This is a genomic window from Aequorivita sp. H23M31 (assembly GCF_004022485.1).
GTDB classification, from domain to species: Bacteria; Bacteroidota; Bacteroidia; order Flavobacteriales; family Flavobacteriaceae; genus Aequorivita; species Aequorivita ciconiae.
The window spans coordinates 383,523-404,011 of record NZ_CP034951.1 but is presented as its reverse complement, the minus strand read 5'-3'; the positions used below and the strand labels follow the sequence as shown (position 1 = coordinate 404,011).

Here is a 20,489-nt window from a genome sequence, read left to right as displayed (position 1 = left end):
TAAACCAAGAATGGATAAGCGAAAGAGTAAAGTTTTTTATAAGGCCAATATAGGCAATAAGTAAACTGCTAAATAGGGTAAATTGTTACCTTAATATCTTACCCCAAATTCTCAGAAATGGAGACTTGTATAAAAATTAACTACTAATTTTTGGGAACGCCACATTGCTATAATCAATAGGTTTTAAAACCTCCTTTGTTCGAGACCCATTCGGGACTTATTGCATACTTGTTCGAGTGTTGTTCGAAGAATACCCCCATTCTTCGAACAAAACCCGAACAACACTCGAACAACACTCGAATAAAGCAATGAAAAAGGACTCAAATGTCGGGTTGCAAATTGCCTAGTATCAAATGAGATATTCTCGGTAGAAATACCAAAAATTTAAAAATTTCACTTATTATTCATCTTACGTCCTAAGTCCTATTGTCTTACGTCCTTTTTAATTTTTTCCACCTCCTACTCTATTATTATAACCTGCATGGCATCCATCCGTACTCTGGCATTTTTAATAAGTGATGCCAATGTTGTCTGTTCTTCAAGGGCACTTTCAATTTCTTCGGGCCTGATGTTCTTATTTTTTGTTTGAAGGGTTTTTAGCCTATCTATTTCATGATTCAGGGTGAGGTTCATGGTTTGCAGTCCCTTTGCAATTTCTTTTGAACTCTGTTCTGCAGCGACTTTTGTGGCTGCGGCAATCATTTTGGGCAGGATAGTTTCTATCAAGGTTTCATTATCCAGCAAAGGCTCTATTGGGCCGGGAGTCAAATTTTTGTCGAATGTTTCAACAGAATAGCTATCTGTTACTTCGTTGCCGTGGAGATCCACAACAATTCGCAAGGGAGTATTGGGAAGAAAACGGTCTATATATACCCCTTGTTGTCTCGATGTTTCAAGAACAAAAAGAATCTCAAGTAAAAGGCCCGGGGTTTTGGCGTTATGTAGGATCCCAAAACTGGCGCTTCCGGTGCCGGAGCTTAGCATCATGTCTATGCACTCCGTTGTAAGCGGATGATCCCAAGTTAGGAAACTAACCTCTTCTCTCCTAAGCGCGTAATTTCTACTGAAAGTAACACTTATACCTTTAGGCGGAATGGAGGGAAAAATCTCGGTGATTTCTGAAGCAGGATGCAAAAAGTAGGTTCGGGCGGCAAGGTCTTCCATTTCCACATTAAAATATTCAAAGACTTTGGTGAAATAGGTTTCAAGGGTATCATCCCGATCTTCTTTCTGAATTTGTTCGACTATTTTTTCAGCTATTGCAGGTCGAAAGGAATTCATCTCCAGTAATCTATCACGGTCTTCAGCAAGGCTTTTTTGAAGTTCTTTTTGAAAAATTGAGGTTTCGGCAATCAAGGCTTCCAGTTGCGGATCAGGATCTGTGGCGGAAGGAGAATTGAAAACATCTTGCAGGCGTTCTCCAAATAGTTGGTAAACTTTATAGCCGCCCTCAATATTTTTTTCAAAGGCATTCAAGCCTTCGTGAAACCACCGCACCAGTTTATGCTGTGGGCTTTGGAGAAGATATGGAATATGAATGTGTATATCTTCTGTCTGGCCAATCCTGTCCAAGCGGCCTAAGCGTTGCTCCAACAATTCGGGATGCAGCGGTAAGTCGAATAAGATAAGGTGATGGGCGAATTGAAAATTGCGACCCTCACTTCCGATCTCAGAACAAAGGAGGATTTGAGCGCCATCCGATTCTGCGAACCAAGCTGCATTTCTGTCCCGTTGTACAATGGTGAGGTCTTCGTGAAAAACGCCTACTTTTAGATTGGCACGCTGGGTCAATACTTTTTCCAATGCCAGAACTTTTTCTTTACTCTTGCAGATGAGCAATGCTTTCGCCTGATATATTTTCTTCAACGTATCTAAAAGCCATTGAACGCGAGGGTCTTCCTTAAACCAAAACTCCTGTTCTTCAGAAGTTTCCTCTAAATTCATATCCCGGGCAAACTCATCCGTCAATCGCTGAAGCCAAAGTGAAGGATCTTTCTTAGCTTTTAAAGGAATGAGATGTGCCTTTCGCTTTGGAAAATCGGTCATGGCAGATCGGGTGTTTCGGAATAAAACACGTCCAGGGCCATGTTGATCGAGTAGATCTTCAATCAGGTTGTCCTTTGCCATTTCGGCTCCTTTAATCACGGCTTGAATCCGTTCTTTCATAAAAATCGACTCTAGGATTTTTATGTCTTTGGAATTCAGATTTTTTCCTAAGTGCAATTTCTCAACGATATTGGCAATGGTTTTATGGTCGGAAGTTTCGTTTATAAAATCCTCATAGCTCGTATATCTGTTTGGATCCAATAACCGCAGACGCGCAAAATGGCTTTCTTCTCCTAATTGTTCCGGCGTAGCGGTGAGAAGCAGTAATCCTTTCGCCACTTTACTCAAAAGTTCCACAACGGCATACTCCGGACTCACTTTGTCCCCAGACCATTCCAGGTGATGGGCTTCATCGACAACCAACATATCCCAACCGGCGGTTAGGGCTTGGCTGCTACGTTTTTCGGAAGCTGCCAAAAACTCTGTGCTGCAAAGAATCAATTGATTGGCAAGAAAGGGGTTTCCGTCCGGAGAACTGTCATCTAGGGAAGCACTCCGAGCTTCGTCAAAAATATGGAACCACATATTGAATTTTCGCAATAACTCCACAAACCATTGATGTATCAAAGAGTCCGGAACTAGGATAAGCACTCTCGAAATTCGGCCACTCAATAATAAACGTTGGATAATAAGGCAGGCTTCAATAGTTTTTCCCAGACCCACCTGATCTGAAAGCAGAACACGCGGCGCATAGCGGGAACTCACTTCGTGGGCAATATAGAGTTGGTGTGGAATAAGATCTATCCTTCCCCCGACAAATCCATGTACAGGAGAAATTTTTCTTTCGTATTCATGTTGCAGGGTTTCCCTACGCAAAGCAAAAGCTTGCGGAGTATCCACATCCCCCATAAAGAACCTGTCGTCCACGCCATAATTTATCGAAACATCGCCAAGATCTGCTTCCGAGATCTTTTTGTCGTTCCCATAATACGTATATAAACCACTCTCCATCCCTACCCTCTCAATCAGCATTGCTTGCTTGTTTACATCTTCTATGGTATCGCCTGCTTTAAAAACAACCCGACGCAAGGGCGCACTTTCCATCGCATACATCCTAGTTTCATTGGATAAGGGGAAATATATTTTTACCTGTCGGTTGTTGGATTCTGTTAGAATGCCAATCCCCAGTTCGGGTTCACCTTTGCTGGTGTAGCGCTGATTGGGATAAAAACCATTTGTATTTTTCATTGATGTTGGGGCGTATTTATTTGGTGTATTGCGGAGGTTATGTGGTTGCAAATATCGGTAATCGAAGCTCATCAGACCTCACAGGTTTCAAAAACCTGTGAGGTCTTTCCACGCTTAATTGCCGCTTAGAGGACAGAAAGACTTCAAGTTTAGTTAGTGTTTTCAAACGCCGCTGGCGCGGGCGTCCCGCCCGTGTCCTCCACAACCTGTGAGCGTGAGCAACTGTATCGGCACGAGCGAGACGCTCGCGCTAGTGTTTACGTGAGTTTTGCCGACGTTCTTCCCCACCGCTGGCGCGGGCGTCCCGCCCGTGTCCTCCACAACCGTGAGCAGGGCAACCGGCACGAGCGAGACGCTCGCGCTAGCGTTTGTGGGGCGACTTTGCTAAGGCTTTTCATTATCCTAAAAAGCCAATTTCATCAATGGGAATTACAGAATCGAGTTCAGCGTAATTTCGGGCACTGCTGTGTTTCCATTCCCAAGCCTCCATAACCAATCCTGCCGTTACGGGATTGTTATGGATATATTCGAATTTTTCCTTTATCACCGGGGTACTCCACAATTCAATAGGATGGTTGTTCTGTTGCCAGAATTGATATTCTTTTACATTGCTGTTTTTTATACCTGCTCTTTTAAACATCCATAGTAGCCATTCCCTCCGACTTTCTTGAGAATTTTCCATAATTGTAGCAATCATTCTTTTTGAGGTAAAACCTTTAAAATCTCTAAGTAATCCCGACGGATTTTCCTTGTCATCTCGAAACAACAAATGTAAGTGGCTTGGCATTATGCAATATGCAAAAAGTGCCATTCCTTTATGGTTTCGGCAATAGTTCAAACTATCCGTAATTACGTTGAAATAAACTTCTCGAGTAAAAACGTCTATCCAATTAACTACCGCAAATGAAACAAAATATGCTGCGGAGGGGTTGTGAAATTTATATTTCCTGCTCATTGCTCGATAAATTTACAAGTTAGGAAGATAAAGATAATTGAATTTTAATTGCCGTTTCATATAGTTATGGCGCGAGAAAGTTATCTAGCGTGGTCATTGCGAACGTCGCCTAAACATCGTGAGCAACTATATCGGCACGAGCGAGACGCTCGCGCTAGCGGCGCCGCTTAGAGGACAGAAAGACTTCAAGTTTAGTTAGTGTTTTCAAACTCCAAAGGTCGAAACTTGTCCGCCGCCCGCGTGTCGCAGAAGCTTTAGCGGTTATAGCGTTTTCAAACCCCAAAGGTTGAAACTTGTCCGCCGCCCACGTGTCGCAGAAGCTTTAGCGGAGGCACAAGCTTTTTCAGCGTAGGAGGAAACCTTTGGGGTTTTAATGGCAAGGATATTTTTTGGTATATTTGATAGCAATGAGAATTGTCCCCAATATACACCTATCTCTTTCATCTTATCGGTAACTATCGGATATATTTTCTTGACAAAACGGATTGAAACTTGACTAATAGAAATGCATCATAGCCTTATCAGCTGCCTTACCTTAAAAATTCTCCTGAAGTTTATTTTCATAATTGTCTTTGGTTGTGGTTGTTCTTCCCTCGCTGCCCAGGAATTATTAAAGAGCAGGCAATCAAGTCCATTTACATATATTTTTAAGATTTCTGATGACGAGGCCAAACAGATATATTCAAAAAAGAATGTCGATATAGAAACGGATTATTTCCACACCTTGATTGACTCCTTCGCAACAGGCGATAGCTATGATAAAAAATTAGGGCCAGGACATTATCTAAAAACGTATTCGGTCAGAGATATCCAAAAGATAGAAATTGCTACGGTTCAGAATCTCGAGGTCTTTTTGTTGAACAACTATCAAGACCTAGTTATTCAGCTTTATGATTTGAATGGGGCTTTGATTCGTGATGCTGAGGTCAAGATCAAAAATAGGTCGATAAAATACAACGACGAGATTCAGGCTTTTTTACTTAGAAAATCAAATAAAAAAGGATTGTTACAGGTCACCTACTTAGGGGAAACCTCCTTTTACTACTTAGACAGAAATTACAACAACTCGGCCTTTAGGAGAAATTCCCGAAAGGTATTGTACGGCACCCCGTTAAAATATGTTTGGACCCCGGTAAAATTTGTTGTCGATCTGCCTGTAGACGCTGTAAAATCCATTGTCGATGGATGGTCCTCAGGTACTATTAGAAGGACTGAAAACTTTTTTGCAAAACTCTATCACAAAGTAATATGCCTGTTTGACGATAGTCATTGTTACGAAAATAAAGGAGCGGACTTTAAAGGCTACTTAGTTTTTAACAAACCTAAATATAAACCGAGCGACACTGTAAAGTTTAAAAGCTTTATAGTCAATAAAAGAGGTCGACCACTCGACAAAACAGTGGCGGTTTCATTATTTGGCAATAAGCAGAACATATCCCTGACAAATCTGGAACCTTATGACAAAGGAGGATATGAATATCAATTCTTCCTTCACGATTCCCTAAAACTCAGACTCGACACCCAATATGCCATCCAACTGAAGGATAAAAAGGAACACACGTTGATTTCAAATTCATTTAGTTATGAAGATTATGAATTGGCAAAAAATCAGTTACATCTTCGACTGCCTAAAAGGAATCAATACAGAAACGAACCTCTTGAACTCTACATTAAAGCAGCTGATGAAAACGAATTGGTACTTCAGGATGCAAGAGTCCAGATTGTTATGCGGACCAAAAGACCGATTTCCTTTTTTAAGGACAAACTCTTTATTTCCGACACTCTGGGCTATGTTGAAAGAAAGTTGGAACCATCTTCGGAAACGAAAATTGAAATTTCCGATTCGTTGTTCCCGCCTGCCAATTTTGAATACGATCTCGAAGTAAAACTTTTAACCTCAGACAATGAGCTTCTCCTGAAAAATGAAAGAGTAACCTATTTCCATTTAGATGAAGCCTTGGAAGCCAAACTGGAAAAAGATTCCATCAGCATCGCTTTTAAGCATAATGGATTGTCCACAAACCGAGAAACCCAAGTATTTGGGGAAGACAATTTTGGAAATAGAACCTTGGTTTTTGAAGGAGAAACCCCTATAAAATTAAAGTTGAACCCCTTCTACTCTACTTACGTTTTACACTCTGGAGATGAAGAGTTGAAATACAATATTTCTGCCCAGTCCTCGCTCCTTCAAATCTCCGGAAATCGGACAGCAGATTCCATTAAATTGGAAGTTATCAATCCGAGAAATTTGTTTTTCAACTACAATACCTATTTAAAAAACAAACAACTTTCATCGGGATATAGCGACACTTTTCAAAAATACGAACGCTTGCACTCGCTTGAAAATTATCAAATATCAATACAATATATTTGGGGTGGAGAAGTAAAAACTGAAAACATATCAGTTCCCATAAAGGACAAGGCGTTGACCCTTGAAGTTGAGCAGCCCAGTTTGGTATATCCCGGTCAAAATTCCACAATCGAACTTTCTGTTACCGATTATAAGGGAAATCCAGTAGAGGGCGTTGATATCACGGCTTATTCCCTAACCAAAAAGTTTGGGTACACTCCTCCCCAACTGCCCTATTTAGGGCAAAGGAGGAAGGATAGGAATATTATCAACACTTTCAACCTGAACAATAATAATCTGAATAAAGCTGAGGATCGTCAACTTGATTTTGAATATTGGAAAAATAAAATAGGGTTGGATTCTATTGAATACTACAAATTTATTTATCCAAGAAATGAAATCTACCGCACTTCATTTTATCCCAGCGATTCTATTACACAGTTCGCCCCTTATGTGTTTTCAGATGGAAAACAGGTTCCGATCCACATTATCTACGTAGATAATAAACCTGTTTATTTTAGTTGGTCTACAAATGAACGTCCTTATTCATTTAATGTAACACCGGGATATCATCAAGTTGAACTCAGAACACGAAACAATATTTTCACCATAAACAAGGTTTATTTTCCCGAAAATCAAAAACTCATATTCAGTTTAGATGAATCTATTTCTTTAGCAGAAGTAGAACGGATAAAGGCGAAAAGCAAGTTGAACGATCAAGAACAAGGATCGCTCTATCGTTATATTTTTCCATACAGAAATACCTTTCAAAACGAATTTCCTTTTATACAGTTCGGAAGTAATACCCAACTCTTGACGCCTCATTCAAAATATTCTTATAACAATCTGGCGGGACCTGTTTCAGGTACCGTAACTTTCAGAATGGGCGATAGTATCAGAAATGTTTTTGTTCACGAACCTTATTTTGAATATGAGTTTCAAGGTGATAAGATGAAAATGAGGAACTTCGACAGGTCGCGATATCCAAAATACCTTTACAATAGGTTCGGTTACCCAAGTCATCAAAGCATTCACTACTTCGTATTGACACCAGAAAAAATTAATGAAATGTCCTTAAGTTCTATTAAAACTATCAGGACAACTTGGGACTATTTTCAAAATCCAAGAAACACCACAAATGGCTTTGGCAGACTGTTATTAGAGATTGAAAATGAAGAAGATTCAGAAGAAGCCCTATTGAATATCTTTATTTTCAAGGAAGATGATTCAAATTTTGTAAGAGTCTATCCAGGCGATTCCCGGTTGTTCCATCAACTGACCAAAGGGAAATATAAACTGATTTTCTTCTACCCTGATAAAAAATATCATATTGTTGATGATGTTCACGTGGATATCAACGGTTTAAATTTTCTAAGAGTCCATAAACTAACAGCCTTAAAAAAAGATGATTTCAGCGAAACTCTGGACGGAATCATTCAAGACATCATTTCTGCTGGAAAATTTGATGAAAAATCCAGAACCACAGGTTTAAAAGAAATTAATACGACCCTTCAGAATTATTTTTCAACTGAAGGCACTTTTCGGGTAGATGGAACAATAGTAGATGATTCCGGTCTTCCCCTTCCGGGGGTGAATATTATTGTTAAAGGTACATCGAGAGGCGTCCAAACAGACTTTGATGGTAACTATACCATTTTTATCAATGAGGGAGAAGAGTTGGTAATTTCTTATGTAGGATTCGATCCACAAGAAATTATTCCAAAGGGAAACAGAGTGGATATTCAACTTGAAGCAGGATCTGCTTTGGAAGAAGTTGTTGTAACTGGTTATGCGTTTTCTCGAAATTTTGGGGATGCTGTAATTAGCGCAGGTCTGGATAAAGCCTTAGCCGGTAAAGTGAGTGGTTTGGAGATTGCCGGTTCTGAAAATGAAATAACAATTAGAGGAATAAACAGTTTATCCAGTGATTCCCAACCCTTATATATTATTAACGGGATGATATATACTGGAGATTTCGCAAAAATAAACAAGGATAAAATTACATCTATTCAAATTTTGAAAGGACTGGAGGCTACCAATTTGTACGGTGCAAGAGGCGCTAACGGAGTGGTTATTATTGAGCTTAATGATTCCGAATTGCTTTCAACGCTGCATTTGCAGGACAAGGGAGCGGATTTTGATAATGCTTTTTATGAAAGTGCACTGGAGGGTAGTTCTTTGAGACAAAATTTTTCAGATGATGCCTTTTGGCAGCCCACACTTAAGACTGACATAAATGGCAAAGTCAGTTTTGAAGTCACTTTTCCAGACGATATCACCAACTGGGAAACCTTCTATTTGGCGATGAACGGAAAGAAACAATCGGGACAAACACAAGAATCCATAAAATCCTACAAGCCATTGATGGCACAAGTCACACTTCCAAGATTTTTGATAGTGCAGGACACCGCGTACGCTATAGGAAAAGCACTCAATTATACAGAATCTGAGCAGGAAGCGACCATAACTTATGAGGTTAACAACGTTGTTCAATTCTCTAAAACAGAACGTTTTAAAAACGCAATAATTGACACTCTGATGGTTACAGCTAAAGATTCTATTTCGGTGAAATATGTTTTAGAAAAATCCGATGGTTATTTTGATGGGGAATTGCGTGAGATTCCTGTTTATCCTCAAGGTTTGGTTAAAACAGAAGGGCAGTTTTATGTATTGGAAGACAATACAAAAATTGATTTAAACTTCCATCAAGATTATGGACCGATAAGTTTATATGCTCGCGCCGATGTCTTGGAGGTACTCAATGAGGAAATGGATCACGTAATCAGATATAGGTATCTATGCAACGAGCAAGTAGCTTCAAAGCTGAAGATGTTGTTGATGCAGAAGGAATTAGCAACATTTAAAGATGTACCTTTTAAAAACGAAAGGCGTATCAAGAAGCACATTTCCCTCTTGCTGAAAAATCAAAAAAAATCCGGTTTATGGGGATGGTGGAAAGATTCAGAGGATAGTTATTGGATGAGTTTGCAGATACTGGAAGCATTGGCGTGGGCAAAGAATGATGGCTATACAGTAAAATTAGATCCAACAAAAACTGTTCAAGAAATGATTTGGAGATTGGAGACCTCATCAAATTTTGATGAAACCTATCGCATTTTAAGAACGTTAAATCTGCTTGACGCGAAATTGGACTATTCTTACTACATCAAAAAACTAGAAGGAAAAGATAAAATTGAGTTTAGTGAGCGGCTAATGCTCACCGAACTTCAGCAAGTACATGGAATGGGATACCATCTGGATTCAATCCTTAAAAACAAAAAGACAACACTTTTTGGGAATGTTTATTTTTCGGATGAAAAGAACATTTCAAACATATTAAACAACAACATCCATAATACTTTGTTGGCATATAAAATCCTAAAAGCCGATACCTTAGGTCATTCGGGGTTACTCTCGAAAATGAGAAACTATTTTTTTGAAAAACGTCAGAACGGCTATTGGCGAAACACCTTTGAATCCGCTCAAATCGTAGAAACTATTTTTGATGATTTCATTCACGCTGGTGGAAAACCTATTTCCCCTAAACTTCTCATTAAAGGCGATATAAATAAGGTTATTGAAACTTTTCCTTATGAATTCAGTGTAGTTCCCAATCAAGAAATTTCGGTTACCAGAATTGGTGACTATCCTGTCTATTTTTCAAGTCACCAATCGCATTGGGAAAGTAATCCACAAGAAAAAGCAGGAGATTTTGAGATTAGCACCCAATTTGGAGAACCCAATACTAGAATACTAAAAGGGGGCCAGGAAGTAAGCCTTTTAGTAAAAGTGAAAGTAAAAAAGGACGCGGAATATGTTTTGATCAACGTTCCAATTCCAGGTGGCTGTTCCTACGCAAGTACGCAATCCAAAAATAGGTATGAAAGCCACAGAGAAAACTTTAAAAATGAAGCCACGATTTTTTGTGATAAACTGCCAATAGGAGAACACGAATTTGAAGTTAAGTTAGTCCCGAGGTATTCCGGACATTACACGCTAAATCCTGCAAAGATTGAACTGATGTATTTTCCTACGTTCAACGCTAATAACACGATTAAAAAAGTGTCCATCGAGTGATCTGAAAGTTAACACAAGACCTAACAGGTTTCAAAATCCTGTTAGGTATGGATTTGAAACTTAAATTAAAACGGGAAAAGTCATTTTTTTTATTTATTGAAAAATATATTCTCGAGTTATGTTTTCTCAATATTGTTGTCAATATCGAACTCAGTTCTCTTAACGTAGAAATTGTTGGGAAGCGTCTCATAGGAATATATCTGACTTTTTCAAAAGAACATTGAAACTTCTCCAGCTTCGGATATTAAATGGACCATTTCCTACCATAATTTCGCCGTTAAATATAGAAATCACGTTCTTACCAAATGTATTTTCCTTTAAATACCTATTCTTATCCGTGATTGACGAATAATTGATTGAGAAATTTCTGTACGAACCTATTTGTCCGGAAATTAAATTATTGTTCTCAGGATTAAATTGAATTTAGAAAACAAATATATAGTCCGGCTGGAACAAAAATATTTTCTCAAAAGGCTCTTTATCTTTGTGAAATTTAATTTAATTTCAATACAGCAAAACTCCAAGTCCGTAAAGTGAAAAATGGTTTAAAAGCTGCGATCACTTTTGCCACGCTCTTTGTGGTATATCACTGCGCGGAATTTATGATCGTGTTTAAGAACAGCACTGTTGGCTTTTTGGGTTTTCAAATTCTCTTCTTTCTGCTGGCTTGGATATTTGGCAATTGGTATTCGGGGAAAGGTCTGGCCACGTGGGGACTTCCATTTAAGATAAAAGCATTTAGATTCTTCGCTTTGGGCATACCCATGGGAATATTTCTCTATGCTATTCCTTATATAATCAGTCTTTCTGCCAATTTCGAAAAGGTGATTGAAATTCCGAATTTTGGCACTGCCGTAATACTAGGCATTCCCTTTACTCTTGGGGTTTTGTTGTCCTCATTTTCAGAGGATATTCTTACAAGGGGAATTATATACCAACAATTCCACGCCAAAATAAAACACTATTGGCTGATTATATTTTCAGCCCTAATTTACTTACTTAACCACATATATCGCCTCACGGATGGTCCCGAATCCTGGTTTTACATTTTCATGCTCGGAATTGTTTTTATAATTCCTGTAATAACAACTAAAACCCTGTGGTTTACGGGAGCTATGCATTGGGCTGGTAATGTTTTTTTCTTTGTTACGCATAATGTTATCCAGACCAATACAATCCCAGGAATTCTTTCTCCCAATTATCTTTTTGCAATTTGCTTATTATTAATGGTTCCTGTGGTATATTATTTTTCTAGAACAGTTTACGCTCAGGCGTCCACAAAATGAAATATCTATTTTTATTTTTCGCATTGTGTCCGCATCTCCAGGGATTTCCAGAAGAAGGTTTTTATAAAATTCAATAATAAATCCTCCCCCATAAATATCCAACAGATAGTATCTTTGTTCTCTTTAAAAATGATCATCACCTCCTAGCTGATAATCCTTACCACTCTTTAAAAAGATAGCAATGGTTTACAGATTTATCCTCTTTCTCGTACTAAACTTTGGTTTTATTGGTCTTAGCCGTTATTTGGGAGGCGCAGGTCCAAAATCCGACTGGTATTTGGGACTTGAGACAGCGCCTTGGAGTCCGTCGGGCATTTTTGTCGCACTATGCTGGATGGTAGTACTGGTATGTTTTAGCATTTATCTCGCATATTTATGGCCCCTTGTGAAAAATAAAAATTTACTTCTCGCGCTTTTGGTGCTTCATTATATTTTGACACTTGTGTATAATCCTACTTTCTTTTATTATCATCAAGTGTTGATTGGACTCTTTATAATCACTGCACTTACCATAGTTATTGGATCCTTTATATTTTTTTATTGGCCAGAAATAAAATTTAAATCTCTTTTGGTGGCTCCATATTTTATTTGGTTGTTGATTGCCACTTCTTTAAATGCTTATATACTTTTAAAGAATTAAAAATAAGTTCAAAGAGCGAATGTCCCACGCAATTACTAATTTGCTCTACTTATAAGAAAATACGCCGACTTCATTTATAGAATATGCCTTTTAAAAAATTAAATCCTGAATTACAAAAGACACTTACAAGTCTAGAGATGACCACCCCTACTCTATTTGAAAGTAAGAGCATACCGGTGATAAAAAGTGGTGCCAATGTGTATTGCGTCGCACCAAAGGATAGCGGAAAAACTTCCACACTTATTATTACAACTTTACAGAAGTTAAAATATAGAGCGATTGGAAATGTTCCGCGTGCCGTAGCTCTGGTAGAAAGTAAGGAGGAAGCTTCGGAGCTTTATAATTTATTTCTGGAGTATTTGAAAACGAGCGACCTTCGAATCTATTTGGCTACCGAGGAAATTCATGTCGATATACAAAAATCGGAAATTGCAATGGGAATCGATATTTTGATCTCGACTCCCATCTCCATGAACAAATTGTTTTTGTCCAATGGCATCAACACCTCCGAGGTGAAAATACTGAGTGTTGATGATGCTGAATTCTTGATCCAAAAATCACACTACTCGGCCATAATGCTACTCACACGAAGTATAAAAAAATGTCAGTATGTTCTGTATATGGAAAAAATGGAACCCATGTTAAAAAGGTTTAAGGATTATTTTATGGAGTTTGCAAAAACGGTTGTGGTCAAGGAGAGAGTTGAAGGTGAAGAGAACGAAAATTAAAGATAGACCCACTATGATACCTAAACTACATTATATAACTCAGGGTAATTCACCAAAGGAACACCTAGAGAATATTCAAAAAGCTTGTAATTCTGGTGCGGAGCTGGTGCAATTGCGTGTAAAGAATGTATCTGACAAGAAATTGTTGAAACTTGCCCGTGAGGCTCGAGAGATTACCGCTCATTTTCAAACGAGATTAATTATTAATGACGATTATAAGATAGCCAAGGAAGTTAAAGCAGATGGCGTGCATTTGGGAAAAACCGACTCCTGTCCTACTGTTGCCAGAAAGCATTTATATACTTGGCAGATTATTGGTGGCACAGCAAACACTTTGCAGGATTGCGAAGTGTTAATCCAGAAGGATGTAGATTATATCAGTTTGGGTCCGTTTAGATTTACAACCACCAAAGAAAATTTACCACCAGTTTTAGGAATAGCTGGATATGTCGCGATACTGGATGTTTTAAAAACCGAAACTCCCATATTAGCTGTTGGAGGAATAACCCCTGCCGATGTTTCTGAGCTTTTGGAAATTGGTATTTCTGGAGTGGCGGTATCTGGGGAAATAACGCGTGATTTTAATACAATTCGGATTTTTAACCAATTACTGAATGCTTCTTCCACCGCGGAACAGCGATATACTTTTGAGGAATGAGTGGTGAGTGGTGAGTGTGAAATTCAAGAATCCCTCATTTCCTAAATGATAATTAAAAAAACTTGTCTAATGAAAATTAACTTATTGTCTTGCGATGCAATACGCCCGGATAGAAGAGCCATTGCGCAATGTATTATGGAGATTTCCCCTGGAATAAATGAATCGCTGGCGAATGAACTTACAGATATACTTTTGGAAGGTGATGCCGTGGATATTGAGGTGAATGACAAGGATAGCGCTTCTGCCTTAAGAGCTTTGCGGAAATTGTCCATTGATTACGAAATTATTGAGTGAGTGAAAAGAGGTCGTAGGATATATAGGACGAAAGGATTAAAGGACAAAGGATGAAAGGACAAAGGATGAAACGATGAAAGGATTAAAGGACAAAGGATAAAAGGACGAAAGGATAAAAGGACAAAGGAGGAAAGGACAAAGGATGAAAGGACAAAGGATGAAAGGACAAAGGATGAAAGGACAAATGGATCCTGGGTTGGTAGGGTATAAATTTCTAATTATTAAATTCTTTAGTCTTATGTCCGGAACAAGTGTTCAACTTGATTAATAATATATTTACTAAACATGAAAAATTCGGGACTATCTCATAAAGTGTGTAAATAATAAAATAGCGGGGGCCGGCCCCCGCTATTTTATTATTTAGTTTTTAATCTTTAACTTTTACACATTATGAAGAAAGACGATTTAATTTCAGATGATTTTCTGAAGCAGTTCAAGACCCACGAGGAGCTCAGCGATTTTTTAAAGCAGATCCAGAAACGTGGGATCGAAAAGATGCTCGAAGGTGAGCTCGACGGCCACCTAGATTACGACAAACACCAGAGGTCCAATGGAGGCAACTCGCGCAACGGGCACTCCCGGAAGAAAATAAAAACCTCCTTTGGCGAATCCGAGATTGCCGTCCCCAGAGACCGTGAGGCCTCGTTCAATCCCATGATCGTACCCAAGCGGGGCAATATGGTCGATGGCCTTGAGAACGTCATCGTGTCACTCTATGCCAAGGGAATGAGCAACAGCGATATTGAGGAGCAGATACGTGAGGTCTATGATTTTGATGTGTCCACCTCGACCATATCCAGGATCACGGAAAAAATATCGGGCGATATAGTTGCCTGGCAGAACCGTCCCTTGGAGCCGGTCTACTTGATTGTCTGGATGGATGGCATCGTATTCAAGGTCCGCGAGAACTCCAAGGTTATTAACAAGACCATCTACATAGCCGTTGGCCTGCGCAGGGACGGTAAAAAAGAGGTCTTGGGGCTATGGCTTGGCAAGAACGAATCAGCAGCTTTCTGGATGAGCGTATTGACCGATATAAGGGCGCGCGGCACAGAAGACATCCTTATCACGGCCACCGATAACCTCAATGGTTTTACGGATACGATCAAGAACGTGTTCCCCGAGTCCAAGACCCAGATATGCGTGGTACACCAGATACGCAATGCCTGCAGGTACGTCGTATGGAAGGATAAAAAAGCCTTTACCGCAGATATGAAGCATATCTATAACGCCCCAAACCAGGAGGCCGCCAAGATGGCCCTAGAGGATTTTGCCCAAAAATGGAACGATAAATATTCCTATGCCATCAAGAGCTGGCGCGACAACTGGGAAGAGCTCACAGTGTTCTATGAGTTCCCGTTGGAGATACGCAAGATCATCTATACCACGAACCTTATAGAGAACCTGAACGGGAAGATAAGAAAGTACACCAAGAACAAACTTTCCTTCCCAACGGACGATGCCGTGATGAAATCCGTATATTTGGCAGTAAGGGAAGCCACCAAAAAATGGACAATGCCCGTCAGGAACTGGGGCATTATATTAAACCAGTTCCTAACGATCTATGAAAAAAGGGTCAGACTCTAAAAAAGTCCAACCCCTGTTATTTTAAACTTACACACTTAACGGGATAGTGTCCTGAAAATAACCTTTCGACTCCTCCACTCCTCAACTCCTCAACTTCTCAACTTATATTAAGTCCATGAGTTTAAGTGAAATCGAAATTTTGAAAATACAAAATTGAATTCTCAACTCCTCAACTCCTAAACTGCTAAACTTTTACATCATCTGTAATTGAGACTCACGTATCTCCATAATCTCCATTTTAGCTTCCTCCAGATCCATTCCAAATTGAAATCTATTTCCTATTACGTAATTAGAGATCAACGTGCCGTAATGCTCAATACCGTCTAAAAGGTTATTGCTGAATTTTTCCCAAGATTTAAAATCACGTGTTGTTGGTGAAGTAGTACGTTCAATTTCTTTCCTTAGGAAGTCTATATAGAGCTTGAGCTCCGCAACGAACATTGAAGCGCGATTGGGTCTTTGCATAATATCTTTGCGACCATAAATATGATCGGTCATATCCTGAAGTGAAACGACCTTTGAGAAATTTACAATATTCGGTCCTGGACAAATAGTTACCGCTTTTAATTTCTTGAGAAAAGGTTCTTCGTAGGCTATTGGTGCCGCATTACTCAAGCCAATGCAAAGACATTCCTTGGCAAGAACATCTTCTACTTGCTTATTATATTCCACTTCTGGAAGGCCTAATGTTTCTAGTTGTTCCAGTTTTAGTTTTTGATATTTAGTGGAAGCCGTACAAATGGGAGTGTCGGTAAATTCGGTATTGGACTCTAATAATTTTTCGGTACAGGGACTGCCAGGTTTATTTCTATTTATTCTGTCCAATCGCTCTGACTCGGCCGTTGTTCCCTTTAAGTAATTGAATTCAACACCAAGTGGGGAAGCTTTACTTCGCACCACATCATTTTCTTTGGAATTTGTCAATAATTCCAGCGTATTGTCATCAACCGTTGTGGCTTCTGGGCATAACAAAAATGGGGTACCCCATCCCGTTCCATCCACTTCATAATATTTCTGCAAAAGTTGATCCTCTTCAAAAGTTCCGATTCCACCTTGGACGGTTATTTTGATGGGATGTGGCTTTTTAAAACCTTCTTTTCCTTTGGAGATTATGGCAGGATTATAAAGTTCAAATTGGCTTTGTAAAAGTTCTTCTTTTTTCTCTTTAAATTCCTGAAGAATCGGGCCCATCAATATCCCTTGGGTTGCAAAAACGTGGCCGCCACAATTTAGTCCAGATTCAATTCGGAACTCACTGACCCAAATTCCTTTTTTGGCCAAATATTTCCCTTGAATCAATGCAGAACGATAATCACTAACTTTAATAATAACCTTCTTATGGAATTTTCCCCAAGCATAAGCATCAAAGGCTGAAAATCCCTCCATATAATTGTACAAACGAGGATTCATTCCTGCAGATAGAACTATGGAGGAATTGGTCAATTCGCAATCCGCATAACCCTTTAGAGCGGTCACCGCATCGGAACCGTTTTCAATAGGTTCTTTGTTTTTATCCAATTGATCCTTATCCACTTTTGTCATAATATTGACTTCTATGGATCCGGGAAGTATATTTTTTCTTAGAAATTTTTCGGCTATGACTTTTTCTTCGGTATTAGAAAGGGCAAACCATTCATTATATTTCTCTTTCAAATAATTGGTATCCGGAAGCATTTCAAAATACTTTACAATATCAGAACCTGTTTCAAATGCGGATGTTTTAAGTTTTTCAACTTTTGAATCCACAATCCGTTGCATCAGGTTTAGATAGTCGGTAACCCTACGTGCGCGCGAATTCTCCTCTTTAGCAGCAATGGGGATATATTCCTCCTCATTCTGTTCGTAATAGTATTTCCGCATCACCTCGATCAAATTATCCTCTATGATAGAAAGCACCGAATTTATTCCATAATGGGCGACTTTAATAGGAGAATCAATGGTAAAGGCAATTCCCATTACGGGAATATGGAAGGTATGCGGGCTTAAGGTTTGCATCAAAAAAAGTTTGGATTGAAAAGGCGTAAAGATTAAAAATCTAAACCACTGAAAATATGACCTATGTCATAAAAAGGATTGATTACTCCTTAATCCTAAAAAACTAATTATCAAATCCTTCTATTGAGGCAAAATTTCAGCAGAACCTAGAAATATTTATTATCAAAAATGTAAAAATCGAATAGATTTAAGGTGTAAAACGGATTGATTCTAAATAAAAAACCCTTTTTAAATCAAAAAATCAAATTATGTTTACTTACTAAAAAATTAGAAAATATGATGAGAAAAATATTGTTTGTTGGAGCATTTTTATTTTTATGTTCACATTCTTATTCCCAAAAACACCAAATCTCAGCCGGAATGGGGATTGGAAGTTCCAATCAGATTTTAGATGTTATGGAATCAGCATTTTCCCCTATCTTTTTTTCTTCTTCTACGCTGAATCAAACTAGCGAGATTGGGGAATTTCGGCTATCCTATGCTTACACCCCGCTAGAAAGATGGCATTATGGCGCAACGGTATCCTATTCCTCAACAAATTTCGATGTGAATTTTGACCAGGAAAAGATTGGGGAACAAGTCAACACTTATTATACTTTGGCAGCCGAGACGAGTTATTCTTATTTAAAAAAGGAAAAGGTAAATATGTATGCCTTAGTGGGTGCTGGAGCTACTTTTGGAACTTCAAAAAAACAAATCCAACATTCTGATTATGACGTTGACGGGGATTATCACGATACCTTTTTTAACTTTCAAGTTACACCAATAGGCGTAAGCTACGGAAAACAATGGGGCGGATTTGCTGAACTTGGTTTTGGTTACCGAGGAATATTCAGTTTTGGAGTTTTCTATAATTTCGATTAGGCGAGAAGACTTTCTTTTTTGGCTATTGCATCAACACAATTAATCCCATCTATTGCTGCGGAAATAATTCCCCCGGCATAACCGGCTCCCTCACCACAGGGATATAAGCCCTTAATTTCCACATGTTCGAGAGTAAGAGGGTCTCGAGGGATACTTATGGGAGAGGAAGTTCTACTTTCGGGCGCGTGCAAAACGGCTTCATTGGTATAATACCCTTTCATCTTCTTGCCGAAAAGCACAAATGCCTTTTTTAGTTTTTTTGAAAGTAAAGGAGGTAATACCTCATTCAAATCTGCGGAAACAATTCCCGGTTGATAGGAAGTTTTCGGAAAATCGCTTGAAATCTTTCCTTCAACAAAGTCGATCATCCGTTGGGCGGGAACCATTTGTGATTTTCCTCCTGCTTCCCAACATCGTTTTTCCACATATTTTTGATAATCTAGGCACACGAAAGGATCGTCTTTTTTGTAATTTGGCAAATCTTCCGGTGCTACACTCACAACAATACCCGAGTTTGCGTACGGATTATTGCGCTTGCTGGGACTCCAGCCATTGGTTACCACTTCTTCCTGTTCGGTGGCGCAGGGGGCGATAATTCCACCTGGGCACATACAAAAGGAATACACACCAAAACCATCAACCTGCTCCACCAGACTATAACTCGCTGGCGGAAGATATGGATTATCATCTTCGCCGTGATATTGGATGTGATCAATAAGTTCCTGAGGATGCTCGGCCCGCACGCCAATAGCAAAACCTTTGGCTTCCATCTTAATATTTTTGTCGTGAAGGAGATAATAGATATCCCTTGCCGAATGTCCTGTTGCCAAGATTACATTCTCAAATTCAAACCAATCCCTATCATTTATCTGAATGGCCCGGATTTCACTCTTTTCAATTTTTATATCCGTCATTTTAGAATTGAAGTGCACTTCTCCCCCATTTTCTATAATTGCTTCGCGCATGGCTGCAATAATCTTTGGCAGCTTGTTGGTTCCAATATGTGGATGTGCATCAATAAGTATGTCTTCATCAGCCCCAAAGTGGACGAACCATTCCAAGGCCTTTAAAACATTTCCACGCTTTTTGCTACGGGTGTAGAGCTTCCCATCGGAATAAGTTCCTGCGCCTCCTTCCCCAAAACAATAATTACTTTCTGGATTTACAATCTGAAGTTTATTAATGGCAGCGAGATCTCTTCTTCTTTCCCGAACATCCTTCCCACGTTCAAAAACAATAGGTTTTAGCCCTGCCTCCACTGCCCTTAATGCGGCATAAAGTCCCGCGGGACCGGCACCGATTATGGCAATCCTCTTTGAATCCTCAACATTTTGTGGAATAAACGGCGGAATTATTTCACGTTTCTCCCCTTTTAACCACAGTTCTATCTGAAGATTTATCTTAATAGGTCTTCTTCTGGCATCAATGGATCTTTTTCGAATGCGCCAATCCACAATATTCTCTTTGCGGAGATTTTCCCTCTCCAAAGCAAGCTCCAATATATACTCCGAATCTTCCTGCTGCCGAGGTAAGATTGCAATTTGCACCAATATGCTCATGGAGTAAAGATAAATTTAAATTGGGGAATTTTGGGGCGGATATTATGATTGAAATTTTCGAAAAATAAATGCCCCCGCCCTTCCGCGCCGCCATTGCTTTATCGGAGTAGCAAAGGAGCCTAGCTTCGGAAAAAATATAATTAACAATCGTTGTAATTCCCCCCCCCTATAGGGGCTGGGGGTGCAACCAAAAAAAAGCCAT

Annotated in this window: 12 protein-coding genes; 8 read left to right on the top strand and 4 right to left on the bottom strand. The window is 39.2% G+C overall.

The features are described 5' to 3' along the window. Positions 1-459: 459 nt before the first annotated feature. Positions 460-3,294 (bottom strand): RNA polymerase-associated protein RapA, encoded by a 2,835-nt coding sequence (gene rapA / locus EI546_RS01845; protein WP_128251507.1) that lies wholly within the window; start codon positions 3,292-3,294, stop codon positions 460-462. Positions 3,295-3,691: 397 nt separating this feature from the next. Continuing rightward, positions 3,692-4,249, bottom strand: a complete 558-nt coding sequence (locus EI546_RS01840) for an REP-associated tyrosine transposase (RefSeq protein ID WP_128248945.1) — start codon at positions 4,247-4,249, stop codon at positions 3,692-3,694. 505 nt (positions 4,250-4,754) lie between these two features. Here EI546_RS01840 and EI546_RS01835 point away from each other — a divergent pair. The 7 genes from EI546_RS01835 (at position 4,755) to EI546_RS01805 (ending at position 15,869) form a co-directional block, all read left to right on the top strand. Then, positions 4,755-10,676, top strand: coding sequence for a carboxypeptidase-like regulatory domain-containing protein (locus tag EI546_RS01835; RefSeq protein WP_128248944.1), 5,922 nt, complete (start codon positions 4,755-4,757; stop codon positions 10,674-10,676). 533 nt (positions 10,677-11,209) lie between these two features. Then, entirely contained in the window at positions 11,210-11,962 is a 753-nt protein-coding gene (locus EI546_RS01830; RefSeq protein WP_128248943.1) for a CPBP family intramembrane glutamic endopeptidase, read from the top strand. A gap of 181 nt (positions 11,963-12,143) precedes the next feature. After that, entirely contained in the window at positions 12,144-12,602 is a 459-nt protein-coding gene (locus EI546_RS01825; protein ID WP_128248942.1) for a TspO/MBR family protein, read from the top strand. An 83-nt stretch (positions 12,603-12,685) separates the two neighbouring features. Further along, the gene (locus EI546_RS01820) at positions 12,686-13,330 is read left to right on the top strand and encodes a DEAD/DEAH box helicase (protein WP_128248941.1); all 645 of its coding nucleotides are present in this window, start codon (positions 12,686-12,688) and stop codon (positions 13,328-13,330) included. Positions 13,331-13,343: 13 nt separating this feature from the next. Continuing rightward, the gene (thiE, locus tag EI546_RS01815; protein ID WP_128248940.1) at positions 13,344-13,988 is read left to right on the top strand and encodes a thiamine phosphate synthase; all 645 of its coding nucleotides are present in this window, start codon (positions 13,344-13,346) and stop codon (positions 13,986-13,988) included. 69 nt (positions 13,989-14,057) lie between these two features. Then, on the top strand, positions 14,058-14,282 hold the full coding sequence (locus EI546_RS01810) for a hypothetical protein (RefSeq protein WP_128248939.1): 225 nt from the start codon (positions 14,058-14,060) through the stop codon (positions 14,280-14,282). Between the two features lie 390 nt (positions 14,283-14,672). Next, entirely contained in the window at positions 14,673-15,869 is a 1,197-nt protein-coding gene (locus EI546_RS01805; RefSeq protein WP_128248875.1) for an IS256 family transposase, read from the top strand. 192 nt (positions 15,870-16,061) lie between these two features. Here EI546_RS01805 and EI546_RS01800 read toward each other — a convergent pair whose 3' ends face one another. Beyond that, complete coding sequence (locus EI546_RS01800; protein WP_128248938.1) at positions 16,062-17,864, bottom strand: hypothetical protein; 1,803 nt, start codon at positions 17,862-17,864, stop codon at positions 16,062-16,064. Between the two features lie 276 nt (positions 17,865-18,140). On the opposite strand from EI546_RS01800, the gene EI546_RS01795 reads away from it, so the two are divergent. Then, positions 18,141-18,728 carry a hypothetical protein gene (locus tag EI546_RS01795; protein WP_128248937.1) on the top strand — a complete coding sequence of 196 codons (588 nt, stop codon included), beginning with the start codon at positions 18,141-18,143 and terminating at the stop codon, positions 18,726-18,728. On the opposite strand, the gene EI546_RS01790 is transcribed toward EI546_RS01795, so the two are convergent. Beyond that, positions 18,725-20,287 (bottom strand): NAD(P)/FAD-dependent oxidoreductase, encoded by a 1,563-nt coding sequence (locus EI546_RS01790; RefSeq protein ID WP_128248936.1) that lies wholly within the window; start codon positions 20,285-20,287, stop codon positions 18,725-18,727. The two genes, EI546_RS01795 and EI546_RS01790, sit on opposite strands and share 4 nt — an antisense overlap. Positions 20,288-20,489: the final 202 nt, after the last annotated feature.